19 protein-coding genes and 5 pseudogenes are annotated in these 22633 nt (G+C 69.7%); 15 read left to right on the top strand and 9 right to left on the bottom strand.

Going from position 1 to position 22633, the window contains the following annotated elements:
• Positions 1-175 precede the first annotated feature (175 nt).
• Positions 176-1654, bottom strand: coding sequence for an FG-GAP and VCBS repeat-containing protein (locus ACZ4UV_RS26965; protein ID WP_451015954.1), 1479 nt, complete (start codon positions 1652-1654; stop codon positions 176-178).
• 255 nt (positions 1655-1909) lie between these two features.
• Here ACZ4UV_RS26965 and ACZ4UV_RS26960 point away from each other — a divergent pair, with 255 nt between their 5' ends.
• Both ACZ4UV_RS26960 and ACZ4UV_RS26955 read left to right on the top strand, forming a co-directional pair.
• Positions 1910-2866 (top strand): aminoglycoside phosphotransferase family protein, encoded by a 957-nt coding sequence (locus tag ACZ4UV_RS26960; protein WP_467841262.1) that lies wholly within the window; start codon positions 1910-1912, stop codon positions 2864-2866.
• Between the two features lie 213 nt (positions 2867-3079).
• Positions 3080-4300, top strand: coding sequence for a hypothetical protein (locus ACZ4UV_RS26955; RefSeq protein WP_390045770.1), 1221 nt, complete (start codon positions 3080-3082; stop codon positions 4298-4300).
• Between the two features lie 783 nt (positions 4301-5083).
• On the opposite strand, the gene ACZ4UV_RS26950 is transcribed toward ACZ4UV_RS26955, so the two are convergent.
• A complete protein-coding gene (locus ACZ4UV_RS26950) occupies positions 5084-5560 on the bottom strand; it encodes a MarR family winged helix-turn-helix transcriptional regulator (protein WP_451015958.1) in 477 nt (158 codons plus the stop codon).
• A gap of 73 nt (positions 5561-5633) precedes the next feature.
• On the opposite strand from ACZ4UV_RS26950, the gene ACZ4UV_RS26945 reads away from it, so the two are divergent.
• Positions 5634-6557: an alpha/beta hydrolase gene (locus ACZ4UV_RS26945; RefSeq protein ID WP_467841257.1), complete on the top strand. Its 924-nt coding sequence runs from the start codon at positions 5634-5636 to the stop codon at positions 6555-6557.
• 140 nt (positions 6558-6697) lie between these two features.
• On the opposite strand, the pseudogene ACZ4UV_RS26940 reads toward ACZ4UV_RS26945, so the two are convergent.
• The 4 genes and pseudogenes from ACZ4UV_RS26940 to ACZ4UV_RS26925 form a co-directional block, all read right to left on the bottom strand.
• Positions 6698-7227: pseudogene (locus ACZ4UV_RS26940) on the bottom strand (transposase); the annotation flags it as partial.
• A 2-nt stretch (positions 7228-7229) separates the two neighbouring features.
• Positions 7230-7382: pseudogene (locus tag ACZ4UV_RS26935) on the bottom strand (transposase); the annotation flags it as partial.
• 72 nt (positions 7383-7454) lie between these two features.
• Positions 7455-7880: a DUF4267 domain-containing protein gene (locus ACZ4UV_RS26930; protein ID WP_451015960.1), complete on the bottom strand. Its 426-nt coding sequence runs from the start codon at positions 7878-7880 to the stop codon at positions 7455-7457.
• A gap of 333 nt (positions 7881-8213) precedes the next feature.
• Positions 8214-8660, bottom strand: coding sequence for an anthrone oxygenase family protein (locus ACZ4UV_RS26925; protein ID WP_451015961.1), 447 nt, complete (start codon positions 8658-8660; stop codon positions 8214-8216).
• A gap of 90 nt (positions 8661-8750) precedes the next feature.
• Between ACZ4UV_RS26925 and ACZ4UV_RS26920 the strand changes: the two genes are divergently transcribed.
• From ACZ4UV_RS26920 to ACZ4UV_RS26880, 9 genes and pseudogenes are all read left to right on the top strand, one after another.
• Positions 8751-9329, top strand: coding sequence for a TetR/AcrR family transcriptional regulator (locus tag ACZ4UV_RS26920; RefSeq protein ID WP_451015962.1), 579 nt, complete (start codon positions 8751-8753; stop codon positions 9327-9329).
• A 258-nt stretch (positions 9330-9587) separates the two neighbouring features.
• A complete protein-coding gene (locus tag ACZ4UV_RS26915; protein ID WP_467841252.1) occupies positions 9588-10094 on the top strand; it encodes a hypothetical protein in 507 nt (168 codons plus the stop codon).
• 254 nt (positions 10095-10348) lie between these two features.
• Positions 10349-10480 (top strand): annotated as a pseudogene (locus ACZ4UV_RS26910) (antibiotic biosynthesis monooxygenase family protein); the annotation flags it as partial.
• Positions 10481-10888: 408 nt separating this feature from the next.
• Positions 10889-11038, top strand: a pseudogene (locus ACZ4UV_RS26905) (transposase); the annotation flags it as partial.
• A 206-nt stretch (positions 11039-11244) separates the two neighbouring features.
• Positions 11245-12291, top strand: coding sequence for a hypothetical protein (locus tag ACZ4UV_RS26900; protein WP_467841249.1), 1047 nt, complete (start codon positions 11245-11247; stop codon positions 12289-12291).
• Between the two features lie 96 nt (positions 12292-12387).
• Positions 12388-12519: pseudogene (locus tag ACZ4UV_RS26895) on the top strand (antibiotic biosynthesis monooxygenase family protein); the annotation flags it as partial.
• A 144-nt stretch (positions 12520-12663) separates the two neighbouring features.
• Positions 12664-13620: a phosphotransferase family protein gene (locus tag ACZ4UV_RS26890; RefSeq protein WP_467841246.1), complete on the top strand. Its 957-nt coding sequence runs from the start codon at positions 12664-12666 to the stop codon at positions 13618-13620.
• A 59-nt stretch (positions 13621-13679) separates the two neighbouring features.
• Positions 13680-14888: an ATP-binding protein gene (locus ACZ4UV_RS26885; protein ID WP_467841243.1), complete on the top strand. Its 1209-nt coding sequence runs from the start codon at positions 13680-13682 to the stop codon at positions 14886-14888.
• A 102-nt stretch (positions 14889-14990) separates the two neighbouring features.
• On the top strand, positions 14991-15311 hold the full coding sequence (locus ACZ4UV_RS26880) for an antibiotic biosynthesis monooxygenase family protein (protein ID WP_467841241.1): 321 nt from the start codon (positions 14991-14993) through the stop codon (positions 15309-15311).
• A 48-nt stretch (positions 15312-15359) separates the two neighbouring features.
• Here the strand turns inward: ACZ4UV_RS26880 and ACZ4UV_RS26875 are convergent, their stop codons facing one another.
• Positions 15360-16577 (bottom strand): NAD(P)/FAD-dependent oxidoreductase, encoded by a 1218-nt coding sequence (locus ACZ4UV_RS26875; protein WP_451015965.1) that lies wholly within the window; start codon positions 16575-16577, stop codon positions 15360-15362.
• A gap of 152 nt (positions 16578-16729) precedes the next feature.
• Entirely contained in the window at positions 16730-17674 is a 945-nt protein-coding gene (locus ACZ4UV_RS26870) for an RNA polymerase sigma-70 factor (protein WP_451015966.1), read from the bottom strand.
• A gap of 197 nt (positions 17675-17871) precedes the next feature.
• Between ACZ4UV_RS26870 and ACZ4UV_RS26865 the strand changes: the two genes are divergently transcribed.
• Complete coding sequence (locus ACZ4UV_RS26865; RefSeq protein ID WP_467841238.1) at positions 17872-20004, top strand: SpoIIE family protein phosphatase; 2133 nt, start codon at positions 17872-17874, stop codon at positions 20002-20004.
• A 33-nt stretch (positions 20005-20037) separates the two neighbouring features.
• Positions 20038-20469 carry an HIT family protein gene (locus ACZ4UV_RS26860; protein ID WP_390045756.1) on the top strand — a complete coding sequence of 144 codons (432 nt, stop codon included), beginning with the start codon at positions 20038-20040 and terminating at the stop codon, positions 20467-20469.
• 116 nt (positions 20470-20585) lie between these two features.
• Here ACZ4UV_RS26860 and ACZ4UV_RS26855 read toward each other — a convergent pair whose 3' ends face one another.
• On the bottom strand, positions 20586-21974 hold the full coding sequence (locus tag ACZ4UV_RS26855) for a pyridoxal phosphate-dependent decarboxylase family protein (protein WP_467841234.1): 1389 nt from the start codon (positions 21972-21974) through the stop codon (positions 20586-20588).
• A gap of 149 nt (positions 21975-22123) precedes the next feature.
• On the opposite strand from ACZ4UV_RS26855, the gene ACZ4UV_RS26850 reads away from it, so the two are divergent.
• Positions 22124-22615: a MarR family winged helix-turn-helix transcriptional regulator gene (locus ACZ4UV_RS26850; protein ID WP_451015969.1), complete on the top strand. Its 492-nt coding sequence runs from the start codon at positions 22124-22126 to the stop codon at positions 22613-22615.
• Positions 22616-22633 lie beyond the last annotated feature (18 nt).

The following is a 22633-nucleotide window of genomic DNA, read 5'->3' as shown; positions in this document are numbered from 1 at the left end:
GTCCGCGGGTGCGGGAGTCCGCGGGTGCGGGAGTCCGCGGGTGCGGGAGTCCGCGGGTGCGGGAGTCCGCGGGTGCGGGAGTCCGCGGGTGCGGGAGTCCGCGGGTGCGGGATCCGCGGACCCGCAGGTGCGCGGGTCCGCGGAGGTGGTGCGGTGCCGTGCGGCGGCAGGCCGGTCAGTCGGCGAAGATGGCGCTGAGCTGCGGGGTTCCGGTCGTCGACACGCCCAGCTTGCTTGCGGAGAGGGCCCGGGAGCCGGTCGTGGTGATCTTCGAGCCGTTGGACGGCAGGTAGGTGACCGCGCCGTCGCCGCCGTTCTCGTACGAGCCGACGATCAGGTCCGCCTTGCCGTCGCCGGTGACGTCGTCGAGCTTGATGTCGACGCCGAAGAGGTCGTTCTTCTCGTCGTCGCCGGGGACGCCGGCCGTGCTCTGCGCGAAGGACTGGGCGCCGGAGGCGAGGTTGATCCCGGTCTTCGAGCCGTAGAGGACGGTGACCTGGCCGGTGTTGGCCTTGCTGCCGATGTCCTCGTACGGGGCGGAGACGACCAGGTCGGCGTAGCCGTCGCCGTTGACGTCGCCGAGGTCGATCTCCCAGCCGAAGTTGTCGCCCTTCTCGGAGGCGCCGGGGACGTTCCCGCTGTTCTGGTTGAACATGGTGGCCTTGGCGGGGCCGGAGGCGCTGCCGTAGGTGATGGCCACCCGGCCGCCGTTGGCGGAGTCCGGGAAGACGGTGCCGCCGCTGCTGGCGTCCCAGGAGGCGCCGCTGACGATGTCGCCGTAGCCGTCGCCGTTGATGTCGCCGATGCCGGTGACGATGCCGCTCTTCAGCGCCTTGGCGCCGGTGGCGGTCACGCCCTTGGCGCTGCCCGGCAGCCAGTAGTTGGTGTTCCAGTGGTCGCTGGTCTTCGTCTCGTACCCGTCGACGACGAGGTCGGTACGGCCGTCGCCGTTGACGTCGCCGGCGGTGAGCTTCATCGGGCCGTACGGGTAGGAGCTGGTGCCCGGCTGTATCGGCGGCTTGACGGTGTACCGGCCGCCGGGGGTGCCGCTGCCGGAGAAGCCGCCCTTGAACACCCACAGGGTGGCCGCGGAGCTGCCGACCGCGAGGTCCGCCTTGCCGTCGCCGTCGAAGTCACCGGCGGCGAGCTGCAGCCCCCAGTAGTCGTGGCTGCTCGGCGACGGGTCCTTGATGTCGACGCCCTTGCCGGTGAGGCCGCTCTTGGAGCCCCACAGGAGGGTGACGGTACCGCCGTCGGTGTCGGAGCCGACCTTCTCCGACGGGGCGCCGACGGCGAGGTCGTCGTAACCGTCGGCGTTGAAGTCGGCGTACGCCAGGGCCTCGCCGAAGTCGTCGCCGGCCTCGGCGGTGCCGGGGACGCCGGGGCTGTTCTGGCTGAGGGTGGTGCGCTTGGCGGTGGTGATGCCGGAGGCGGAGCCGTAGAGGGCGACGACCTGGCCGGCGCCCTTGTGGCCGCTGACGTAGGCGGTGGTGGCCGAGGTGGCGATGTCGCCGATGCCGTCGCCGTTGAAGTCGGCGCGGGCGACCTTGACGGAGTCCGCGGCCGACGCCGAGGCTGCCGAGAAGGTGAGCAGACCGCCCGTCAGCGCGGCAGCGGTGGCCGTCGCGAGGGCGAGTCGCGGGAACGTGTGCATGCGGGTCGTCTCCTGCGGCATGCGGGGGCCGTCCGCGCCCGGCGGCCGGCCGGAGTCAGTGGTGTCCAGCGATCAGGAGACCTGCGTCAAGGAGTAAGGGTTGTACAGGAGTTCGGTGAATTCTTCGGGTGGGCTGTGACCGGCGGGGAGCTCGGCGGCCGGTCGTGCAGGACGGGGCCGCCCTCCTGACCTGCGGTCGCGGCACAGCACGAAAACGCCTGTCGAGGCCGGTTCGGCATCTGGTCCAATGCGCGGATGGAGATCGTCCCGAGCGACGGAGCCCCACTCGCCGACTCGTGGCTTGTCCGCTTCACAGAGCGCGGGCACACGGGTGTCCGCCGTATCGGCTCGGGTGTCGAGGGCGTCGTCTACAGCCTGGGCGACGACCGGGTGGCCAAGGTGAGGAGCGGTCGGCCGCCGGCCGATTTCCGGCTCACCCGCCAGGTGTACGCGGACCTTGCGCGGCGCCCTCTGCCGTTCTCCACCCCGGAGATCCTCGACGTCGAGGAGTACGAGGGCGTCCTGGTGACGTACGAGCGGAAGCTGCCCGGTGTCACGTTGCGGGCCGACTCCGCACAGATGGACTATGAGCGCGAGCTGCCCGCGCAGCACAGCAACGCGATACTCACCGTCCTGCGCGGCTTGGCCTCCGTGCCCGGCACCGACGCCATGCGCCGGCTGACCGTCCAGGGCGACGACCGTCCGCTGTGGCGCGACCACGACCGCTTCCAGGACGCGCTCGCGGCCCTGGCCGCCCGGGCCGCCACCCGGCACGGTGCCGCCCTGGCCGCCCAGGTGCCGGACTTCGACGCGGGAGTCGAACGCACGCAAAAGGCGCTGCGCTTGCTCCCCGACGCCCCCGTGACAGCGATCCACGGCGACCTCGTCCCGCCGAACATCCACGTCGACGCCGCCTGTCGGCCCGTTGCCGTACTCGACTTCGGCTTCTACACGACCGCGGGCGACCCGGCCTTCGAGGCTGCCGTCACCGCTGCCGTCCGGGAGATGTACGGTCCGCACGCCGCGGAGCACACCGCAGAACTCACCCGGCTCTTCGCACACGAGCTCGGGTACGCGCCGACAACCCTCACCGTCTACCAAGCCGCGTACGCCCTCACCACCTACGACCTCTTCGGCCTGGATGACAGCGACGGACACTTCCGATGGCGCGTCGAACGACTACGCCACAACGCCGTATTCAGCGCCAGGTGATCCAGTCGAACAGCGTGTCCCGAGCTGGTTGACCGCGTTTTCCGGTCGCGGCCGGAATGCTGAATTCGAGGGTCCTGGTGTACGGATCCCGATGCGTTGCGAGGAGGTGATCATGTGACGACTTCCCCTGGGCCTGATGCCTCAGGGTCCCACTCCGGCTCGCATGTGATGGTGAGGCGGGGCCTGACGAAATGCAAATACTCACGGGCAGAAATGGCAGGGGTCCTGCTGGTCCTGCTCCTGACGGCGTTGCCGGTGGGCTGGTGCGGCTTCCAGGACTTCAGCGCGGCTCTGACTTTCCTGGGATGCGTCACGGGAGCGGCCCTCATCCTGGCAGCCCTCAGCATGGTGGTGGGTGTTGCCGCGGTCGTGGACTGCTGGGTTCGCGGGCCGATTTCCAACTTCGGAATGCTTGCGCTGATCAGTGCCGGCGTAGCGCTTTTGACGAACACCTTGCTCCTGCTTCAGACATGGAAGGACGGTGACAAGGTCGGCTATCCGGTACTGTTCGGTTTTCTCTCGGTGGGTTCACTATGGGCTGTCGTTCTGGTGTGGCGGAGACTGGACGAGATCCCTGCTCCGAAGAGGGTAGCCGCGGCACTGATCGTCTCCACTATTGTGGCGGTCGCCAATTTTGGCTACCAGGACCTCTATCAGCCGTACCGACGCGGGGGCGAGCCTCTCGTGCATCTGGCCGTGGGCAAGGCGGTGCTCAGCGGGGACCGCAACGCGTTCTCCGTGCCAGTCGACATCAAGCTCGTGAACCACAGTGATATGAGTTTCTATGTGCTGGGCACCGAGTTCCACGCCATGGGGGAGCACGTACCGCTGAGCAAGACGGACCGGCCGCGCGCCAAGTGGCAGGCCGACGCCGAGCAATGGATCAAATACCGGGAGAAGCACCCGCTCTCCCGCAGAGAGGTCTACCAGCCCGGTGAACTGGTGGCAGCACAGCCATGGATTCCTGCCGGACACTGGGTCGAGGCAAACGACGAGTCGCTCACGCGAACCATTGTTCAGCTTCCCATCGACACGCCGTACGACCATTTGGCGTTCTATGCCACCGTGAGCTTGGCACGCAAGGACAAGCTCGATCTGGGAGCTTTTGGTCGACCTGATTACTCCTGGCGCGGCGCCACACTTCCCCAATGGCTGAAGAGAGGGCAGAAAGAATACGACACCATCGTCCAAAGCGCCGAAGTACAAGAGAACAATGCAATCGATAATTACACGAGGGATCCGCGCCGCGTCACCACATACTGGCGCTTTGGCCGACATGGTGCAGACGTGTCGGAGGTCATCGCGCGGAAGGGCGAGGAAGGCCGCGAATTTCCCGAACGGACGAACCGCGAGGTGCGGGAACGCTACGGACTGGTCGATGTCCTGGTAGGCCCGATCGAACAGACGCTGTGGGACATCAAGAGCAGGCGCTGACCAGTCCCTCCGCACACCGCAACAGAGCCGGGCTGCCTGACGGGCATGCTCAGCAGCGCGACCAAGCTTCCCGCGGCAGGAAGTGGGGGAACGAACACCGGCCGCGTGAGAAGGTGATCGCCCGCGCGCTGCACATCCTTGCGCCAGAGCAGGGGCCCGGCCGACCCAGGCCACACCCTCCACGAGGACCTGGGGCCCCCGCAGCGCATCGACCACGATGCCGGCCAGCCGTTCGTCCCGGTAGTACAGCTTCAGACCGAACTCCCGGTACTCGCCCTCCGCCACGACGCCGACAGCCTCGTTCGCACGACGGCCGACCCTGTGCCGCTGAGCTTCTCCTGTAACACCCCCCCAGCGCCTCCGATACCTCACCGGGCCCCATATCGAACCCCAGTGGCCCCACGCTCGCGAACGGATCCAGGGACCATTGCTGCCGTTCGTCGTCCGCCAGCACATGCCACCACTCGAACACGATGACGGAGGCTACGGCAGTGCCACGGAAACGCCGCCATCGGCGGCAAGATCCGCCGGACAGGTCCGGTCGCTCACGCGTACTGGAAGTGCCGGCCGAACAGCGCGAGACGCCGGAGAAGCGGTTCGCGTCGCGGGCGCACGCCGTGGAGGGCTCGGACGGGTTCGAGTGGTTCGAGTTGCTGCGGCCGCAGCAGGAGCGTTGATGTACCACCAGGGTGCGTATCGAGTTGTGATCAATCTGCGGGATTCGCCTCGCAACAAAGGCTGATCACATGGCCAGCGGGCAATCGCACTGGATCCACATGCCGGTCAGCCTGTAGGCAGACCGATCTGGTCGCGTTCGAGCACGGAGCGGAGCTCCGAAAGGACCTGTACGGCGGCCAGTCCTGAGGGGCCACGGAGGGCGCCTGCGGTCAGCTCGGCCAGCGTTTCGGTGAAGGTCGCCTCCGCCGCCTCGACGAGTTGCAGGCCGTCATCGGTCAGGTCCAGCAGTGACGAGCGACGATCCGATGGATTGGTTCGCCGTATGACCCATGCCTGCTTCTCCAGGCGGTCGATGCCCTTGCTGGTCGCACCGATCCCGATGGCGAACTCAGCGGCGAGGTCCGCCACCCGGGACCCAGGGCGGTCGCGCAGGAAGCGCAGGAATTCGAACTGCGAGGTGACGATCCCGTGCCGCTCGCGAAGACGGTCGTTCAGCGCGTTGTAGAGGCGCGTCTCACAGCGAACGAGGTCGGCGAAGAAGCCCGGGAGGTCGACCCCGCCACCGCTTGACTTAGATGCCATGGCATATATCTTAGCCCCCACATAGATGCCTAGGCAGATAGTTCCTTGGCATCCACTTGTGATGGAGGCGACAATGAGCAGGAAACAGCGCACGGAAATCGACGCGATGGTCCGGCGGCCCCGGCCTGAGGGCCCTCGGTCGGTGGAGGAGCTCCGCGCCGGCTTCAGGGCGATGATGGCCGAAATGATCGTCCCAGCCGGGATCCGCACCCAGACTGCGACGCTCGGCGACCGGCCAGCGGTGCTCGTCGAGCCGGTCGGCACTCCGAAGGCCGGGACAATCCTTTACTTCCACGGCGGCTCCTACGTGGTCGGTTCACCGGAGACGGCGATGTCGCTGACGGGGAACCTGGTGACCAAAACAGGATTCAGGGCGTTCTCGTTGGATTACCGGCTTGCCCCTGAGCACCCGTTCCCGGCCGCGATCGAGGACGGGCTGAGCGCCTACCGCGCACTTCTCGACAGCGGCGAAGACCCTTCGGCGATCGCGTTCGCCGGGGACTCCGCCGGTGGAGGCCTCACTGCCGCCACCTGCCTCGCCGCTCGCGGCGCGGGCCTGCCCATGCCTGCCGCGATCGTGGCGTTCTCCCCCGGACTCGACATGACCCGGACAGGCGGGAGCATGGACAGCAAGGCGGACATCGATCCGTTCTTCACGCGTGAGGGCATGGAACACACCGGGGCCATGTACCTTGCGGGACAGGATCCGCACCAGCCCATGCTCAGCCCCGCCATCCGCGCCGACCTGACCGGTTTCCCCCCGATACTTTTGCAGGCGGGCACCAACGAAATGCTCCTGGACGACTCCACGCGCATGGCCACGCGCGCGAGGGAAGCCGGAGTGGACGTCATCCTGGACGTCACCGCTGACGTTCCACATGTCTTCCAGGCGTTCGCCGGCGTTCTGGACGAAGCCGACGAGGCACTGGAGCGAGCCGCTCTCTTTCTCCGTCAGCACGTCCGCACCAAGGGCACGGCACACACGCCGGCAAGCTGAAGGCGGCAGACCCCCTCACACGGACGACGGCCCACACCCCGGGCCCCGGCTCGCCGTTCCCCTCCCTGGCAGCCGCGGCCCCGCCGCCCCGCTCTGAGGGCCATTCAAGACCCCGAGGCCCGTTCGCCGTAGGCGGTGTCTCACCCGGGGACGCCAGGGCGCGTATCGGGTCGTGATGAATGGGTCGCTCTTGCGAGGTCTTTGATCCAGATCATCGAGGCACGCAGGTAAAGACCGGCGAGGTAGCTGTCCGGGGTCTTGTCGTACCGAGTGGCGACGCCCCGCCATGCCTTGGGCTTGTTGATCAGCCGTTCGACGGTGTTCCTCTCCTTGTACAGGCCGGCGTCGTGGCCGACGGCCCGGCCCCCGGAACCCTTCCTCTTCCGGTTGGCGGCCTGGTCGGCCTTCTCCGGGATGACCGCCTCAATGTGGCGTTTGCGCAGGTGGGAGCGATTACCGCTGGAGGTGTAGGCCTTGTCCCCGGCGACTGCGTCCGGCCGGGTGGGAGGGCGGCCGACGGGCCCGCAGACCCGGATCTTTCGCATGACGGGGATGAACTGCGGGCTGTCGGCCGCCTGTCCGGCGGGCGGGACTTGCGGTCGGCGGCGAGGTGAACCTTGCTGGCCCGCCCGCCCCGCGAGCGTCCCAAGACGGCGGTCTTCGGGCGGAGCTCGGCATCTCCCGCCACTGCCCGCCGGTCCGGAACCGCCAGATCACGCCCTCGAACTGCTGCCGCAGGGTCTTGGGGTACGGGCCGCACTCGCCGGTCGGCAGGTGCGGCTCGATGAACTCCCACTCGTCGACCGTCAGTTGCGCGCGCGTCACGCACGACGGTCTACCGGGCCAGGGCCTGGAACGGGGCGAAAGCCACGGATTGCTCACGACCCGATCCGCGCCCTAGGCGGGCTGCGGGGCGGGTGTTGCCGGAGTGGCCGCGACCTTGCGGGTCTCGCGCATTATCAGCAGGCCGTTGACCACCATCAGTGTCGCGGTCAGGCAGTGGACGCCGAGCGCGGTGGCCACGGAGCCGTGGTGGGCCAGCACGGTGGCCATGTCGCCGTATGCGGCGAGGGACTCCACCAGCAGCACCCAGCCCAGCGCCCGGCGGTGGCCTGTCACCAGCAGGATGCCCAGGACCAGGGCCAGGACGACGTCGCGGATTCCCTTGATGATCAGGAAGCCGTCGCCGTCGCCGGACGGCCAGCCCGGCAGGCCGAAGGTCGGCGCCGTCGTCTCCGGGCTCAGGATGAATTCCGTCCCGAACCAGAGGATGAAGAGGATGAAGGCAGCGACCAGAACGGTGTTGATCTTCTTCAGCGACATTGCTCTTCTCCTTGCGAGTCTTCGTCAGCTTGGTGAGCTTGGTGAGCTTCGTGGAGCCCGGTGCATCGTGTGGGGCCCGATCAGCCGCGTGGACGCGGCTGATCGAGGGGGCGCAGCTTGCCGGGATCGGAGTTGTGGGATTTGAGCGGCAGCTGGACTCCTGGATGTCGGGATCTCGGTGGTCGGCCGTACCCCGAGGAGTGGGGATTGGGCGCCACCGGCGCGGCGTCGGCCCGCGGGGTCAGAAATCCGAAGCCATGTCGGGCACACCTCGACGAGGCGAAAGTCGTCGAGGTACAGGGGCGAACCAGTGCATGCCGGGCAGCGGTGGTATCACGTGCGGGCGGCGACCAGCAGGGCGAAGGCGGCGATGATGACGGCGACGCGGACGTAGTGGTAGCGGTCCCAGCGGCGCAACTGCTGCTTCCAGTCGGCGGGCCGGTTGTCGGGGGTCCAGGTCTTGTTCCGGTTGTTGATCGGGACGAGCAGCAGCATCGACATGACCACGCTGACGATCAGCAGGCCGGCGGCAGCGACGACGAGTCCGGCGCCGTGGTGGTGCCATCCGGCGATGGCCCAGATCGCGCTGAGGACGAGCGAGCCTATGTACCAGAACGGCATCAGGGCGCCGAGCATCCGGCCGCCGTGGGCGTGGCCGAGCTGGCCGCTGTCCTCGGGAAGCGCGTCCAGGATCCGGTTCATGATGAAGGCGACGGAGAACTCCACCCCCACCATCAGCCCCACGACGACGGTGGTGACGACCTCAAGTGCGTTGAGCATGACGATCCCTCCGCGATCTAGCATTGCTAGCCGATGAGGCAACGCTAGTACTACTGCCGCTCGATTGTCTAGCGGTGCTAGGATCGACTCATGTCGGTACAAGAACGCAAGCAGCGCGAACGGGCGGAGCGCGAGCGCCTCATCGTGGCGTCAGCCCGCGAACTCGCCGAACAGCAGGGCTGGGACGCAGTCACCACTCGCCGGCTCGCCGAGCGCATCGAATACAGCCAGCCCGTCCTCTACAGCCACTTCCGCGGCAAGCGGGAGATCATCGGCGCCGTCGCCCTCGAGGGCGCCACCGAGATGGCCGCGGCGGTGCGGGCCGCGACCGCCGCCGTGGACGGCCCGCGCGCCCGGGTCATCGCCCTGGCCGGCGCCTACCTCGACTTCGCCGCACGCAACCCGGCGGTCTACGACGCCTTGTTCCAGCTCGACGGCGGCCTGGCGTACGCGCAGGAGGACACCCCCGAGCCTCTGAAGGACGCCTTCGCCGCCCTGCTGGAGACTCTCGGCGAGGTCGCCGGCGACGGCGTCCACCCGGGGCTGTTCACCGAGGTGTTCTGGGCGACCCTGCACGGCCTTGCGACCCTGACCCGCGCGGGCCGCCTGCTGCCCGAGGACGCCGAGCCGAGGGTGGAGCTGCTGGTGGACCGGCTCGCCATGGTCTGACGCACCGTCCCTGCGGGCACGCAACCGGGGTTCTCGGGCCCCGCGACGGCCTGCCTGCGGCACGCTTCCGGTCACTCGCGTCCACGCGGCGCAGCCGCAGACAGCCGGGCCCCGCGCCCCAGACGGGGCGCCCGCCCCGGAGGCTGCGATGAGCATTGATCACGACCCGATACGCGCCCTGGGGCCACGTCTCGGAAGCCCACCTGTCTGCCGACGTCCAGGGCGCCCTCTTGGTGCCGCTGGTGATCCAATGCGCGGATGGAGATCACCCCGGACTGCGAAGCCCCACTCCCCGACCCGTGGCTCGTCCGCTTCGCGGACCGCGGGCACACGGATGTTCGCCGTATCGGCTCGGGTGTCGAGGGCGTCGTCCACAGCCTGGGCGAGGACAGGGTCGCCAAGCTGTGGAGCGGTCGGCCGCCGGCCGATGTCCAGCTCACCCGCCGGGTGTACGCGGACATTGCACGGCATCCACTGCCGTTCTCCACCCTGGAGATCTTCGATGTCGAGGAGGATGTCGAGGAAATACGAGCCGTCCTGGTGACATACGAGCGCAAGCTGCGAGGTGTCTCGCTGGCGGCGACTCCGCGCAGGTGGACTTCGCGCGCGCACTGCCCACGCGGCACAGCGACGCGCTACTCACCGTCCTGCGCGGCCTGGCCTCCGTGCCCGGCACCGAAGCCATGCGCCGGCTGGGCGTCCAGGGCGACGACCGTCCGCTGTGGCGGGATCTCGTGCGCACGACGGCTGAGCCTGTGCCGCTGAGCTTCCCCGGTGACCCCGCTCAGTGCCTCAGAGACCTCATCGGGAGACATCCCGAACCCCAGCGGCCCCACACTCACGAACGGATCAAGAGCCCATCGCTGCCGTTCGGCATCCGCCAGAACATGCCACCGCTTGAACACGGTCACGAAGGCTAGGGCAGTGCCACGGAAACACGGTCACCGGCTGCAAAATGCGCCGGACACGGGGCCTGGTCCCTCACGCCCTCCTGATCACCCTTGCGCCAGGATGGGTCCATGAGCGTAGTGAAGATCAACGTACTGGAAGTACCGGCGGCGCAGCGCGAGACGCTGGAGAAGCGGTTCGCGTCGCGGGCGCATGCGGTGGAGAACTCGGACGGGTTCGAGTGGTTCGAGTTGCTGCGGCCGCAACGGGTGCGTTGATGTACCACTAGGAGCGGTCTGACAGATGATCAACCTCGTGTTGGCCTGGGGCGGTAGGCAATGGCATTGCCGTGGCGGTCACGGCCAGCGATGCTGGGCCGATGCCGGGGCAGCGCAAGAGGAGACGTCAGCACCAGGACGGGATGCGGCGGGCTGCTGACCGCTTCGCGCCGGAGGCAGGCCGCTGGGAAGTGCTTTTCGAGACCCAGGATGAGCCGCAGTGGCGCGAGCATATGCGCCGCCTCCGAGCGTCGGACACGCAGATCGACTGGTCCGCAGCGCGGATGGACGCGTTCTGCGGGCGCCTGATGCAACCGACTACGTACCGGCTGAGCATCTTCGTTCGGGACAGGGTGCCTGATCCGGGCAAGGACTCCTCTCACAATTGATCTTGTGGCTGGCCGGGGTGAGTTGACGGATGCGGCGTGGGAGCGAATAGAGCCCTTGCTGCCGCAGGTGGACGGGCGTGGTCGTCCGTGGCGTGATCACCGTCAGGTGGTCAATGGTGTGTTGTGGCGGCTGCGGACCGGGGCTCCGTGGCGTGCGCCGAGGCCCGGTTGACCGTGCGTTGGCCCCGAGTGCCAGCGGAAATGTGTTATCGGCTTTGAGTGTGCAATTCCAGCCAGGATGCCGCCTGTGGACAGGACGTGAAGTCCCGTTGTTCGCGACGTCGTTGCGAGTAGGGTCGACACACTACGCAGGCTGGACGCGGCAGTCACGAAGCTGGCCGCGCTCGAACAGGGGGCATCGTGGCTGCAGCGAACAAAACTCCGAAGGGGCCATGGATATTTCGAAAGGGAGCGGAGGAAGGCAATCAGAATTCGCAGCGCCTCCTCGGGAACTGGTTCCTTGAAAACAGTCATTGGAAAGAAGCGCTGGAGTGGCTACTGCCGCTGGCCGAAGCAGGGTGGGGAACCGAACGGGGAGCCGCCCATGCGTTGATCTCACTGGCTCGTGCTGATTCTCAATACGAGGCAGAAGCCGAGACCTGGCTTCGGCGCTTCGGCCGTCGAACAAGTGACGGGGACCATTACCTCGTGATGTTGGCTCGCGAGATGCGTTCTTGGACATCAGAAAGGGAAGTCGAAGCGCTGGAGCTCCTTGTCGACCTGACAGGAACGGGGAGTGGCGAGGCCGCTAACGAGCTGGCACACTGGCATCACGCTACCCCCAACGAAGCAGTGGCATGGCACTGCCTGGCCATCGAGTCAGGATTCACCGAGGACTGGCGAGTTCTTGAAGAACTGCTGCCCAGACTGCCGCAAGACGGCCTCGAATCGGAGCAGTTGACCGCTAGGGTTCACAGCGCTCTCGATACTGCGAAGACAAAAGAAGACAGAGTCAAACGGCTTCAAGCAGAGGCCGCCGCGAGTTCCGCCCAGAGGGAAGCCGAGTGGCGGAAAATGTCAGCGGCAGCTAATAGCGTGGCTTATTCTAGACCATGGGATCCGGCCACGGTTACCACTGTCGTAGCCACCGCGGCAATCATGCCTTTCTTTCAGGCCATCGCAGCACAGTCGGCGGGTGACGCCTATGCAAAGGCGCGCGAGTTCATAAAGGGCTTCTTCCAGCGAGAGGGCAGGGCCGAAGGACTTGGAGTGCCGTCTCTGCATGTGATCATTGATCCAGATGCTGGAATACTGTTCCGGTTCGGGGGCGGTGAGCTGAGCGACGACGCCCTTCGTGCACTGGCTGAGGCCGACCTGGAAGCACTCGGAGCCCCGGACCCGCGCGGGCGCGGGGTGCAGGTCTACTGGGATTCCGGGGCGCGCCAGTGGCAGAGGCGCGTGGGGTGATGCCGGGAAGCAGCCGAACCTTCACCATTCAGGGGCCACGCTGAAAAGGATCAGTCACTCACGCGCTCCTCATGACCTCTGCGAGAGGATGGGTTCATGAGCGTAGTGAAGATCAACGTGCTGGCCGTGCCCGCTGAGCAGCGGGAGACGCTGGAGAAGCGGTTCGCCTCCCGGGCGCACGCCGTGGAGAACTCCGACGGGTTCGAGTGGTTCGAACTGCTGCGGCCGCAACGGGTGCGTTGATGTACCGCTAGGGCCGCGTTTCGGAAGCTCACCTGCCTACCGGCTCCCGGGGAGCTCTCTTGGTGCGCGGGCGAGGCACAGCACGAAAACGCCTATCGAGGCCGGTGCGGCTGCTGGTCCAATGCACGGATGGAGACCACCCCGGACGACGAAGCCCCACTCGCCGACCCATGGCTCGTCCGCTTCGCGGACCGTGGGCACGCGGGTGTCCGCCGTATCGGCTCGGGTGTCGAGGGCGTCGTTTACAGCCTGGGCGAGGACAGGGTCGCCAAAGTGTGGGGCGGTCGGCCGCCGGCCGGTTTCCAGCTCACCCGCCAGGTGTACGCGGACATTGCACGGCACCCACTGCCGTTCTCCACCCCGGAGATTCTCGACGTCGAGGAGTACGAGGGCGTCCTGGTGACGTACGAGCGCAAGCTGCCCGGGGTCTCAGTGCAGGCCGACTCGTCGCAGGTGGACTACGAACGTGAGCTGCCCACGCAGCACAGCGATGCGTTGCTTGCCGTCCTGCGCGGCCTGGCCTCCGTGCCCGGCACCGAAGCCATGCACCAGTTGACCGTCCAGGGTGACGACCGTCCGCTGTGGCGAGATCACGACCGCTTCCAGGACGCGCTCGCTGCCCTGGTCGTCAGGGCCGCTGCCCGGCACGGTGCCGCCCTGGCCGCCCACGTGCCGGACTTCGACGCAGGAGCCGGACGTGTGCGAAAGGCACTGCGGTCGCTCCCCGACGCCCCCGTGACAGCGATCCACGGCGACCTCGTCCCGCCCAACATCCACATCGACGCGGCCGGCCGGCCCGTCGCCGTACTCGACTTCGGCTTCTACACGACCGCGGGTGACCCGGCCTTCGAGGCCGCCGTCACCGCTGCCATCTGGGACATGTACGGACCGCACGCCGCGGAGCACACCGCAGAACTCACCCGGCTCTTCGCCCACGAGCTTGGGTACGCGCCGGCAACCCTCACCGTTTACCAAGCCGCATACGCCCTCACCACCTACGACCTCTTCGGGCTCGACGACAGCGACGGGCACTTCCGGTGGTGCGCCGAACAACTGCGCCATAACGCCGTGTTCAGCGCCTGGTAGTGCTTGTTCAGGTTGATACCCCCCGCTGTGGCGACAGAAGAGGGCCTAGGCTGCAGTCCATGGACTTGCGCCGGTCGCCGTACAGCCCGAGCCCCGGGGTCAAGCCCGCGATGTTGGCAGGGCGGGACGATGTGCTGGAGCAGTTCGAGGTCACACTCGACCGGCTGGAGGCCGGGCGGTCCGGCGAGGCGCCGCTCGTCACTGGATCCCGTGGTTCGGGAAAGACCGTCCTGTTCAACCACTTGGTGGGCCGGGCCCGCGAGCGCGGGTGGTTCGTCGGGGCGGAGGAGGCTATCCCCGGGACGGAACTGTCCACGCTGATCGCGCTGCTGGCCCGCGACGTGCTGATGGAGATGAGTGGCCGCCACCGTTTCGCCGACCGGGTCAAGCGAGCACTGGGCGTGCTCAAAGCATTCGCCTCGGTGTCGGTGGCCGGGGTCCGGCTGGAGATCAACGCGGACGCCGTGGCCGGTACCGCCGACACCGGCATCTTCGACCTGGACCTGAGGCGGCTGTTCATCGAGATCGGCGAGGTCGCCCGCATGCATGAAATCGGTGTGCTGTTCGCGTTGGACGAGGTGCAGACCGTGCCGAATCAACACCTGCGCGTCCTGCATGCCGCGCTGCATCAGACGGCGCAGCGCGGACTGCCCATCGCCTTCCTGGGGGCAGGGCTTTTCCCTTCCTGGCAGCAGTCCGGGGCGGAGCTGATCGACCCCACGAGCACCACCACGTACGCCGCGCGTAGTGCCACGCTCAGCTACACCCGGCTAGAACCTCTGGGCGATGCCGCTGCACGGGCCGCTTTGACCCGACCGGCCGAGACGGAAGGGGTGTGCTTCACCGAGCACGCGCTGCAGGCCGCGGTCGAGTTCTGCGAAGGCAGTCCGTGGCTCGTGCAGTTCGTCGGGGAGACCGCGTGGCGGCTCGCCTCCTTCTCACCGATCGACAACCTGGCGATGCACAGGGCGCTGGCGACCGTACAGGAGCGGCTCAACCAGACCTTCTTCCCACGCCTACTGCGCCACTGCGGCAGGGACGAACGCCGCGTCCTGGCCGCGGTCGCCGCCCACGGCGGGCGCAACGTGCCAGCACTCAGCATCGGAGAGCCATCACCCCACGGCGACTGGTTCGACGAGGAGTTCGTCAAGCTCCTGGGCGGCCTGGCTCGCCAGGACCTGATCGTGCTGCACTTCTCGACTTCCCTGTTCGAGACAACCAACTTCGCGGTCAGCCTCGCTGTACCGCGCCTCACCGCTTACTTTTGACCTCCTCCGGGACCAGATCGCCGGAGGGGCACACTTCGCAACCAGACGCGCGTCTGGAGGTCACTCACACGTTCCTGATCACCCTTGCGGGAGGATAGGGGCATGAGCGTAGTCAAGATCAACGTATTGGCCGTCCCCGCCGAGCAGCGGGACACGCTGGAGAAGCGGTTCGCGTCGCGGGCGCATGCGGTGGAGAACTCGGACGGGTTCGAGTGGTTCGAGTTGCTGCGGCCGGTCGAGGGGACCGACCAGTATCTGGTGTACACGCGCTGGAGGGACGAGGAGTCCTTCCAGGCGTGGATGGAGGGGCCGATGAAGGCCGCGCACCAGGGGGGTGCGGAGGGGGAGCGGCCGAGGCCGGCGGCTTCGGGGTCGACGCTGTGGTCCTTCGAGGTGGTGCAGTCGGCGGGGCCGAAGGGCTGACGGAGACCGTGGCCGGTGCCCACGGGTGGGCACCGGCGCGGTGTGCGGTCAGGCCGGTGTCGTGGTCGTGAGGGGTGCGTCCGACCGGGCGGCATCCGGTACGACGCGGCGGCGCCGGGACGGGAGGCCGAGCATCGGGTGGGCCACGGCCCAGGCCGCGCCCTTGCAGATCAGTTCCTTGTAGAGGGCGGCGGTCCGGCCGGTCAGGGCCGCCCGTACGGCGCGGTCGTCGGCGGTGACGTACTGGATCAGACCCTGCCTGCGGCCCAGCGAGACGCACTGGTTGACGTAGCGCAGCGGGGTGTCCGGGAGCTTTCCGCCGGTCAGGCGGGCCGCGATGGAGTCGGCGGCCTGCCAGGCCATCGGGAGGCCCGAGGCGCAGGACATGCGGAGCGGGTTGTCGGCCGGGCCCGTCGCCAGGGCCGCGTCGCCGACGGCGTACACGTCCGGGTGCGAGACCGAGCGCATGGTCCCGTCGACGACGATCCGGCCGGCGTCGGTGACCTCCAGGGCGGTGGCCCGGGAGAGCGGGTGGACGGCGAAGCCGGTGGTCCACAGGGTGACGGCGGCCGGGACGACCGCGCCCTCGGCCGTGGTCACGTGGTCGGGCGCCACCGCGGTGACGGCGGTGTGCTCGTGCACGGTGACGCCGAGCCCGTCGAGGACCTTCCGCAGGTGACGGCGGCCCTTCGGCGAGAGCCGGTCGCCGAGGGCGCCGCGGGCGGCGAGGGCGACGTCGAGGTCCGGGCGGGCCTCGGCGATCTCGGTCACGGCCTCCAGACCGGTGAGTCCGCCGCCGACCACCAGCACCCGTTCTCCGGCCTGGAGGGCGGCGAGGCGCCGGCGCAGCCGGAGCGCTCCGGGGCGGCTCGCGATCTGGTCGGCGTGGTCGGCGGCGCCGGGGACGCCCTGGTCGTCCCAGGCGCTGCCGAGGGCGTACACGAGGGTGTCGTACTCCAGTTCCGCCGGCTCCGGTACGCCGTCCTCGGCGGTGGGGACCGTGGTGACCGTCTTCCGGTCGACGTCCACCGCCGTGACCCTCGCGAGCCTCAGCCGCACGCCGGTCCCGGCGAACATCTCGGCGAACGGCCGGGGCCGCAGCTCCTGGCCGGTCGCGAGCTGATGCATCCGGACGCGCTCGACGAAGTCGGGTTCGGCGTTGACGAGGGTGATCGCGACGTCTTCGGGGCGCAGCCGCCGGGCGAGGCGGCCGGCGGCGACGGCTCCGGCGTATCCGGCGCCGAGGACGACGATGCGGTGCTGCATGTCCGTGCTCCTGTCATCCAGCTCTTCAGCGGGTCGCCCCCTGAACCGGACGGCCCGCCGTTCCCTGACAGGAGGGCGGTGTGAAGCAGCTCACAACAGCTCACAACGGCTCACGCCGGCCCACAGCGACCCGCATCGGAGTGGGCGGCGCGTCAGAAGAGGCGGAGCAGGGGTGCGCCGTGGTCGGTCGCCGCCCACTGCCTGGTCGCGCGCTCCAGTTTGTCGGGGTTGACCTGGTTGCGGAGCGCGGCGATGCCCTCGGTGGTGATCTCCAGGCACATCACGCCGAAGACCCGGCCGTCGACGACCGCCACCAGCGCGGGTCCGCCGTTGGCGGTCGTGACGTACAGGTCGAGGGAGCCGCCGGCCAGGGCGCGCTGCGCCGGGCCGGGCTTGAACAGGCCCCGCATGAACGTCGCGACCGCGACGGCACCCTCGAACGCCTTGGCCCGCGCCGGGACCTTCCCGCCGCCGTCACCGACCGCGACGGCGTCCTCGGTGAGCAGCCGGACGAGCGGCTCGGTCCGGCCGCTGGTCGCGGCCGCGAGGAACTCCTCGACGACCCGCCGGGCGGCGGCCTCGTCGACCTCGGTGCGGGCCCTGCCCTGCGCGACGTGCTTCCTGGCCCGGTGCAGGATCTGCTGGCTGGCGGCCTCGGTGAGGTCGAGGATCCGGGCGATCTCCCGGTGCGGGTAGTCGAAGGCCTCCCGCAGCACGTACACCGCGCGCTCGGCCGGGGTCAGGCGCTCCAGCAGGACCAGGACCGCGTACGACACCGACTCCCGCCGTTCCGCGGTGTCGGCGGGGCCGAGCATCGGGTCGCCGGCGAGCAGCGGCTCGGGGAGCCACTGGCCCACGTAGGTCTCGCGCCGGGCGCGGGCCGAGGTGAGCTGGTTGAGACACAGGTTGGTGAGCACCTTGGTCAGCCAGGCCTCGGGGACCTCGATACGGCCGGTGTCGGCGGCCTCCCAGCGCAGGTACGTGTCCTGCACGGCGTCCTCGGCCTCGCTGGCGGAGCCCAGGAGACGGTAGGCGATGGCCGCCAGGCGCGGCCGGGCCGCCTCGAACCGGTCCACGTCGGTCATGGTCAGGGCCATGCCCGGATCCTAGCCCGCCCGCCTCGCGCCGAACCGGGCCCGGTGGGGACGGCCGCAGGCACCGGCAGACCCGGTGTTGCCGCAAGAAGGTATGCGCATATTGTCGTGAATGGGTGGTATACGCCGCCGTAGCGGGGCCCGGGAGGGGCTCCGCGCGGCGTACGCCGCCCACCGCACACGACCGGAGGACGAACGTCATGCGGCTCCGTGCCCGGCCCAGGGACGACCTCCCGGTCGACGATGCCCTGGGCGTGGCGCTGGCCGACATGGTCCGCCGGACGGGGGCGGCGATCGGCGGCGTCTACCTCGTCGAGGAGCCGGCCGCGCTGCTGCGCCTGGTGGCGCTGTGCGGGCTGCCCGTCGACTTCACCGTGCCCTGGCAGCGGCTGTCGCTGACCGCCCCCGTTCCGGTGGCCGACGCGATCAAGGAGGACCACCTGGTCTGGGTCGGCTCCCAGGACGAGATGGCGCGCCGCTACCCGCGGGCCGCGACCGTCCTGCCGTACCCCTTCGCGCTCGCCGCGGCCCCGCTGCGCGGGGTTCGCCGCCGCTGGGGCGGGATCGTGCTGATGTGGCCCGCCGACCACCCGCCCCGGGCCACCGCCCGCGAACTCCACCACATCATCGCCAGCGCCCGCAGGCTGGCCCGGCTCCTGGACGACTCGCCGGTGCCGCCCGCCCTCCCCGACCGGCCGCGTGTCGTACCCGTGGACGCCCAGCACCACTCCGCCCAGACCGCGCTGGCCGCCGTCGACTTCCTCGACCGGCTCCCGGAGGGTGCGCTGGCCCTGGACCTGGAGGGCAGGGTCACGTTCATGTCCGCCCCGGCCGCGCGGCTGCTGGGCCGGGACGCAGACCGGCTGCTGGGCACCCGGCCCTGGCAGTCCCTGCCGTGGCTGGACGACCTGAGGTACGAGGAGCGGTACCGGCTGGCGGTCGTCAGCCGGGCGCCGGTCTCCTTCAACGCGCTCCGCCCGCCGGACCGGTGGCTGACCTTCCACCTCCACCCGGACGCCAGCGGCATCAGCGTGTGGATCACCGCCGGGGAGGAGACTGCGGCAGCCGGCGCGAGCGGGCGCGTGGAGCCTGCCCCGACCAGGCCCGGACGCCTCTACCAACTGGTCCACCTGGCGGCCGCGCTCACCGAGACGGTGACCACCCAGGACGTGGTCGCGCTGATCGCGGACCAGATCCTGCCGGCCTTCGGCGCCCAGGGGCTCGTGCTCAGCATCGCCGAGGCGGGCCGCCTGCGGATCGCCGGGCAGCACGGCTACCCCGCAGACGCCGTCGAACGCCTCGACGCCCTCCCCCTCGACACCGGTGTCACCCCGGCGGGACAGGTCCTGGCGAGCGGCGTCCCCGCCTTCTTCGGCAGCCCGGCCGAGCTGGCCAACAGCTACCCCCGGGCACCCAGGATCAGCGGGAAACAGGCGTGGGCCTTCCTCCCCCTGATCATCTCGGGGCGCCCCGTCGGCTGCTGCATCCTCTCCTACGAGCACCCGCACGTCTTCACCACCGACGAACGCGCCGTCCTCACCCCGCTGGCCGGTCTGCTCGCCCAGGCCCTGGACCGGGCCCGCCTCTACGACACCCAGCACCACCTCGTCCACCAGCTCCAGCAGGCACTCCTGCCGCGCAGCCTGCCCACCGTGCCCGGTCTCACCGTCGCCGCCCGCTACCTGCCGGCCGGGCACGGCATCGACGTCGGCGGCGACTTCTACGACCTGCTGCGCCTGGACGACACGTGCGCGGCCGCCGTCATCGGCGACGTGGAGGGCCACAGCATGGCCGCGGCCGCCCTGATGGGCCAGGTCCGTACCGCCATCCATGCCCACGCCACCGCCGGCGCCGCCCCGGACCAGGTCATCGCCCGCACCAACCGGCTGCTCGCCGACCTCACCCCCGACCTGCTGGTGACCTGCCTCTACGTCCACCTCGACCTGGCCCGCAAGGAGCTGACCCTGGCCGGCGCGGGCCACGTACCGCCGCTGCTGCGGCCGGCGGCCGGCCGGGCCCACCCCCTCTACCTCGACCCCGGCCCGCCGCTGGGCGTCGACGCCTGCGCCCGCTACCCCCTCACCCGCGGCCCGCTCCCGGCGGGCGCGGTCCTCGCGCTCTACACCGACGGCCTCGTCGAACGCCCCGGCACCGACGTCGGCCACGCCACCGCCGGCCTCGCCGAGTACCTCGCCCGCGCCGACGTCGACGACCTGGAGCGCCTCATCGACGGCCTCGTCCGGCAGGCCTGGCCGGCCGGCGGCCACACCGACGACCTCGCCGTGCTCCTGCTGCGGTCCGGGAGCCCGCTCCCGGGCACCGGGACCCCCTGACGGGCTCTCGGGCCCCGGGGGGATACTCGCCGCATGCCGACGCTCTTTTCCCGGATCCTCGCCGGAGAACTGCCCGCCCGGTTCGTCTGGCAGGACTCCGAGGTCGCCGCGTTCCTGAGCATCGCCCCGCTGACCCCGGGGCACACCCTGGTGGTGCCCCGGCGGGAGGTGGACCAGTGGACCGACGCGGACGGCGAACTGCTGGCCCGCTGCGTCACGGTGGCGCAGGCGATCGGCCGCGGCGTGCGGCGCGCCTGGGACGCGCCCCGGGCCGGTCTGGTCATCGCGGGCTTCGAGGTGCCGCACCTGCACATCCATGTCGCGCCCGCCTGGGGCATGGCCGAACTCGACTTCTCCCGGGCCCGCGTCGAGAAGGACGAGGCCGCCCTGGACGACGCCGCGGCCCGGCTGCGCACCGCGCTGCGCGAACTCGGGTTCACCGAGCAGGTCGCGGCCGTCGGCTGACCGGCCCCCCGGCAGGGGGCCGTGAAACACGTCGTGCGCCCGCCGGTCGCCGGCCCGGGTGACCCCGGCGACGACGGTGTGCGCGTCATGCCCACCGGGTGCGCGGTCGCTCCGGACTAGCGGGCGGCCCCCCTCGGCCCGCTCGGATGTACGACCAGCCGCTCCACCCGTTCGTGCAGGTCCTCGACGTACTCCTCCGACTCCGGCTTCATGAGGACGCTGCGCAGGATCCGGGCGCCGTCCGCGTCCGCCGTGATCTTGGGGTGGCGGGCGGCGAAGGCGGCGCGGTCGGCCTTGAGGGTGCTGAGGAAGACCGGGTCGGGGGCGGCCATGCCGTCGGTCAGGACGCGGGCGGAGGCGGCGTCGATCGCGGTGAGGGCGGCCGGGTCGGTGGCCGGGAAGTAGGTGACGATGTCCAGTTGGGGGTGCTGGTAGAGCTCCAGGACGTCCGACGCCCCGATCAGGTCCGCCCAGCGCAGGGCGGCCCGGCGCCCGGCCGCCAGCACCGTGCCGAGGCCGTCGGGCGTGGGCGGCAGGAGCCGGAAGGTGAGCCACAGGGCGGCAGCGGCGGCACCGGCGCGGGAGCACTCCAGGCTGATCTCGCCCAGGTGGAGCTCACCGGAGGTGAAGTAGGTGTACGGCGAGTCGTGCAGGTAGAAGCGGCCGACCTCGGGGTCGCGGAAGAGGACGGCCCCGCAGCCGTACGGCTGGAGTCCGTGCTTGTGCGGGTCGATGACGATCGAGTCGGCCCGGGCGAGGGCCCGCCAGGGCTCGGGCGGCAGCCCCTCGGGGCCGTCGGCGCCGGCGAGGAGCGTGAAGAAGCCGCCGTAGGCCGCGTCGACGTGGACGCGGACGCCGTACCGCTCGGCGAGCGGCAGGATCTCGTGGACGGGGTCGACGGCGCCGAGCCCGGTGGTGCCGGTGGTGACGACGACGGTCCCGACGTCACCGGTCTCCAGGACGTCCGCCAGCGCGTCGAGGTCCATCCGGCCCTGGTCGTCGGTGCGGACGGGATGGCTCGTCATGTCCAGGACGTGGCACATGCGGCCGTGGGTGTAGTGGGCGTCGGCGCTGTGCGCGATGCCCCGTCCGGGGTGGAGTTCGCGGGCGACGAAGAGGGCTTCGAGGTTGGCGATGGTGCCGCTGGTGGTGAGGTGGCCGAGGTGTGTGTCGTACCCGAACATCGCGGCGAGCTGCGCGATCGCCTCGCGTTCCATCGCCGCGGTGGCGGGGCCGCCGTCCAGGGCGTGGTTGTTGGGGTTGATCAGCATCGCGGTGAGCTGGCCGACCACCGCGGCGGGGTGCGGGGGCTTGAGCATCTGGCCCGCGTAGTGCGGGTGGAAGAAGGGGTAGTTGTCCTTCAGCCGCTCCGTGAACTCCGCGAAGACCGGCGCGAAGCGGTCGTCGGCGACGTCGAGTGACGGGTGGGACCGGTAGGGGCCGAAGGTGCCGGCCCACTCCTGTACCGCTTCGGTGGCTCGGCCGAGCCAGTGCTGCAGATCCACGGATCTTCCTCTCGCTCTCGCTCGCGGTACCTCCACCGTACGATTTGATTGACTGATCAGCAATCATCTAGTCAGTAATTGAGGAATCAGCATTTATTGAAGCAGTGACCATCCGGTCAGTAATCGCGGGAGCAGTAAGGTCGGTCGCGATGAACTCCACGCCCCAGCACGACGCCGAAGCCGCCACCCGTGCCGCCAACAGTCCGCTCGTCCGGGACTTCGGGCTGCTGATCACGTCCGCCACCCGCCTGGAGCAGCGCATCGACAGCGCGCTGCGCCGGGAGTGCGGGATCAGCCACACCATGCTGGAGGTGCTGATCCTGCTCTGCCGGCGGTCCGGCGAGGAGGTCTCCCAGCGGCAGCTGGCCGACGGCCTCACGCTCACCAGCAGCGGCACCACCCGCCTGGTCGACCGCATGGAGGAGGCCGGGCTGGTCCGCAGGGTGCCGTCACCCGGCGACCGGCGGGTGGCCCTGGTGGAGCCGACCGCCGAGGGGCGTACCGCGTTCCTCGGCGCCGCCGCCGTGCACGCCCGGGTCGTGGAGGAGTTCTTCGTCGGGCCGCTGACGGCCGACGACTACACGCGGCTGACCGGCGCGCTGGCCGCGATCGACCGGGCCCTGCGCGAGGACACCTGCTGACGGGCCGCACCCGATGCG

The sequence above is a fragment of the Streptomyces sp. NPDC028289 genome (assembly GCF_055565975.1).
Note: the sequence above shows the minus strand (reverse complement) of the source record. Positions and strands in the feature narration are given on the sequence as shown.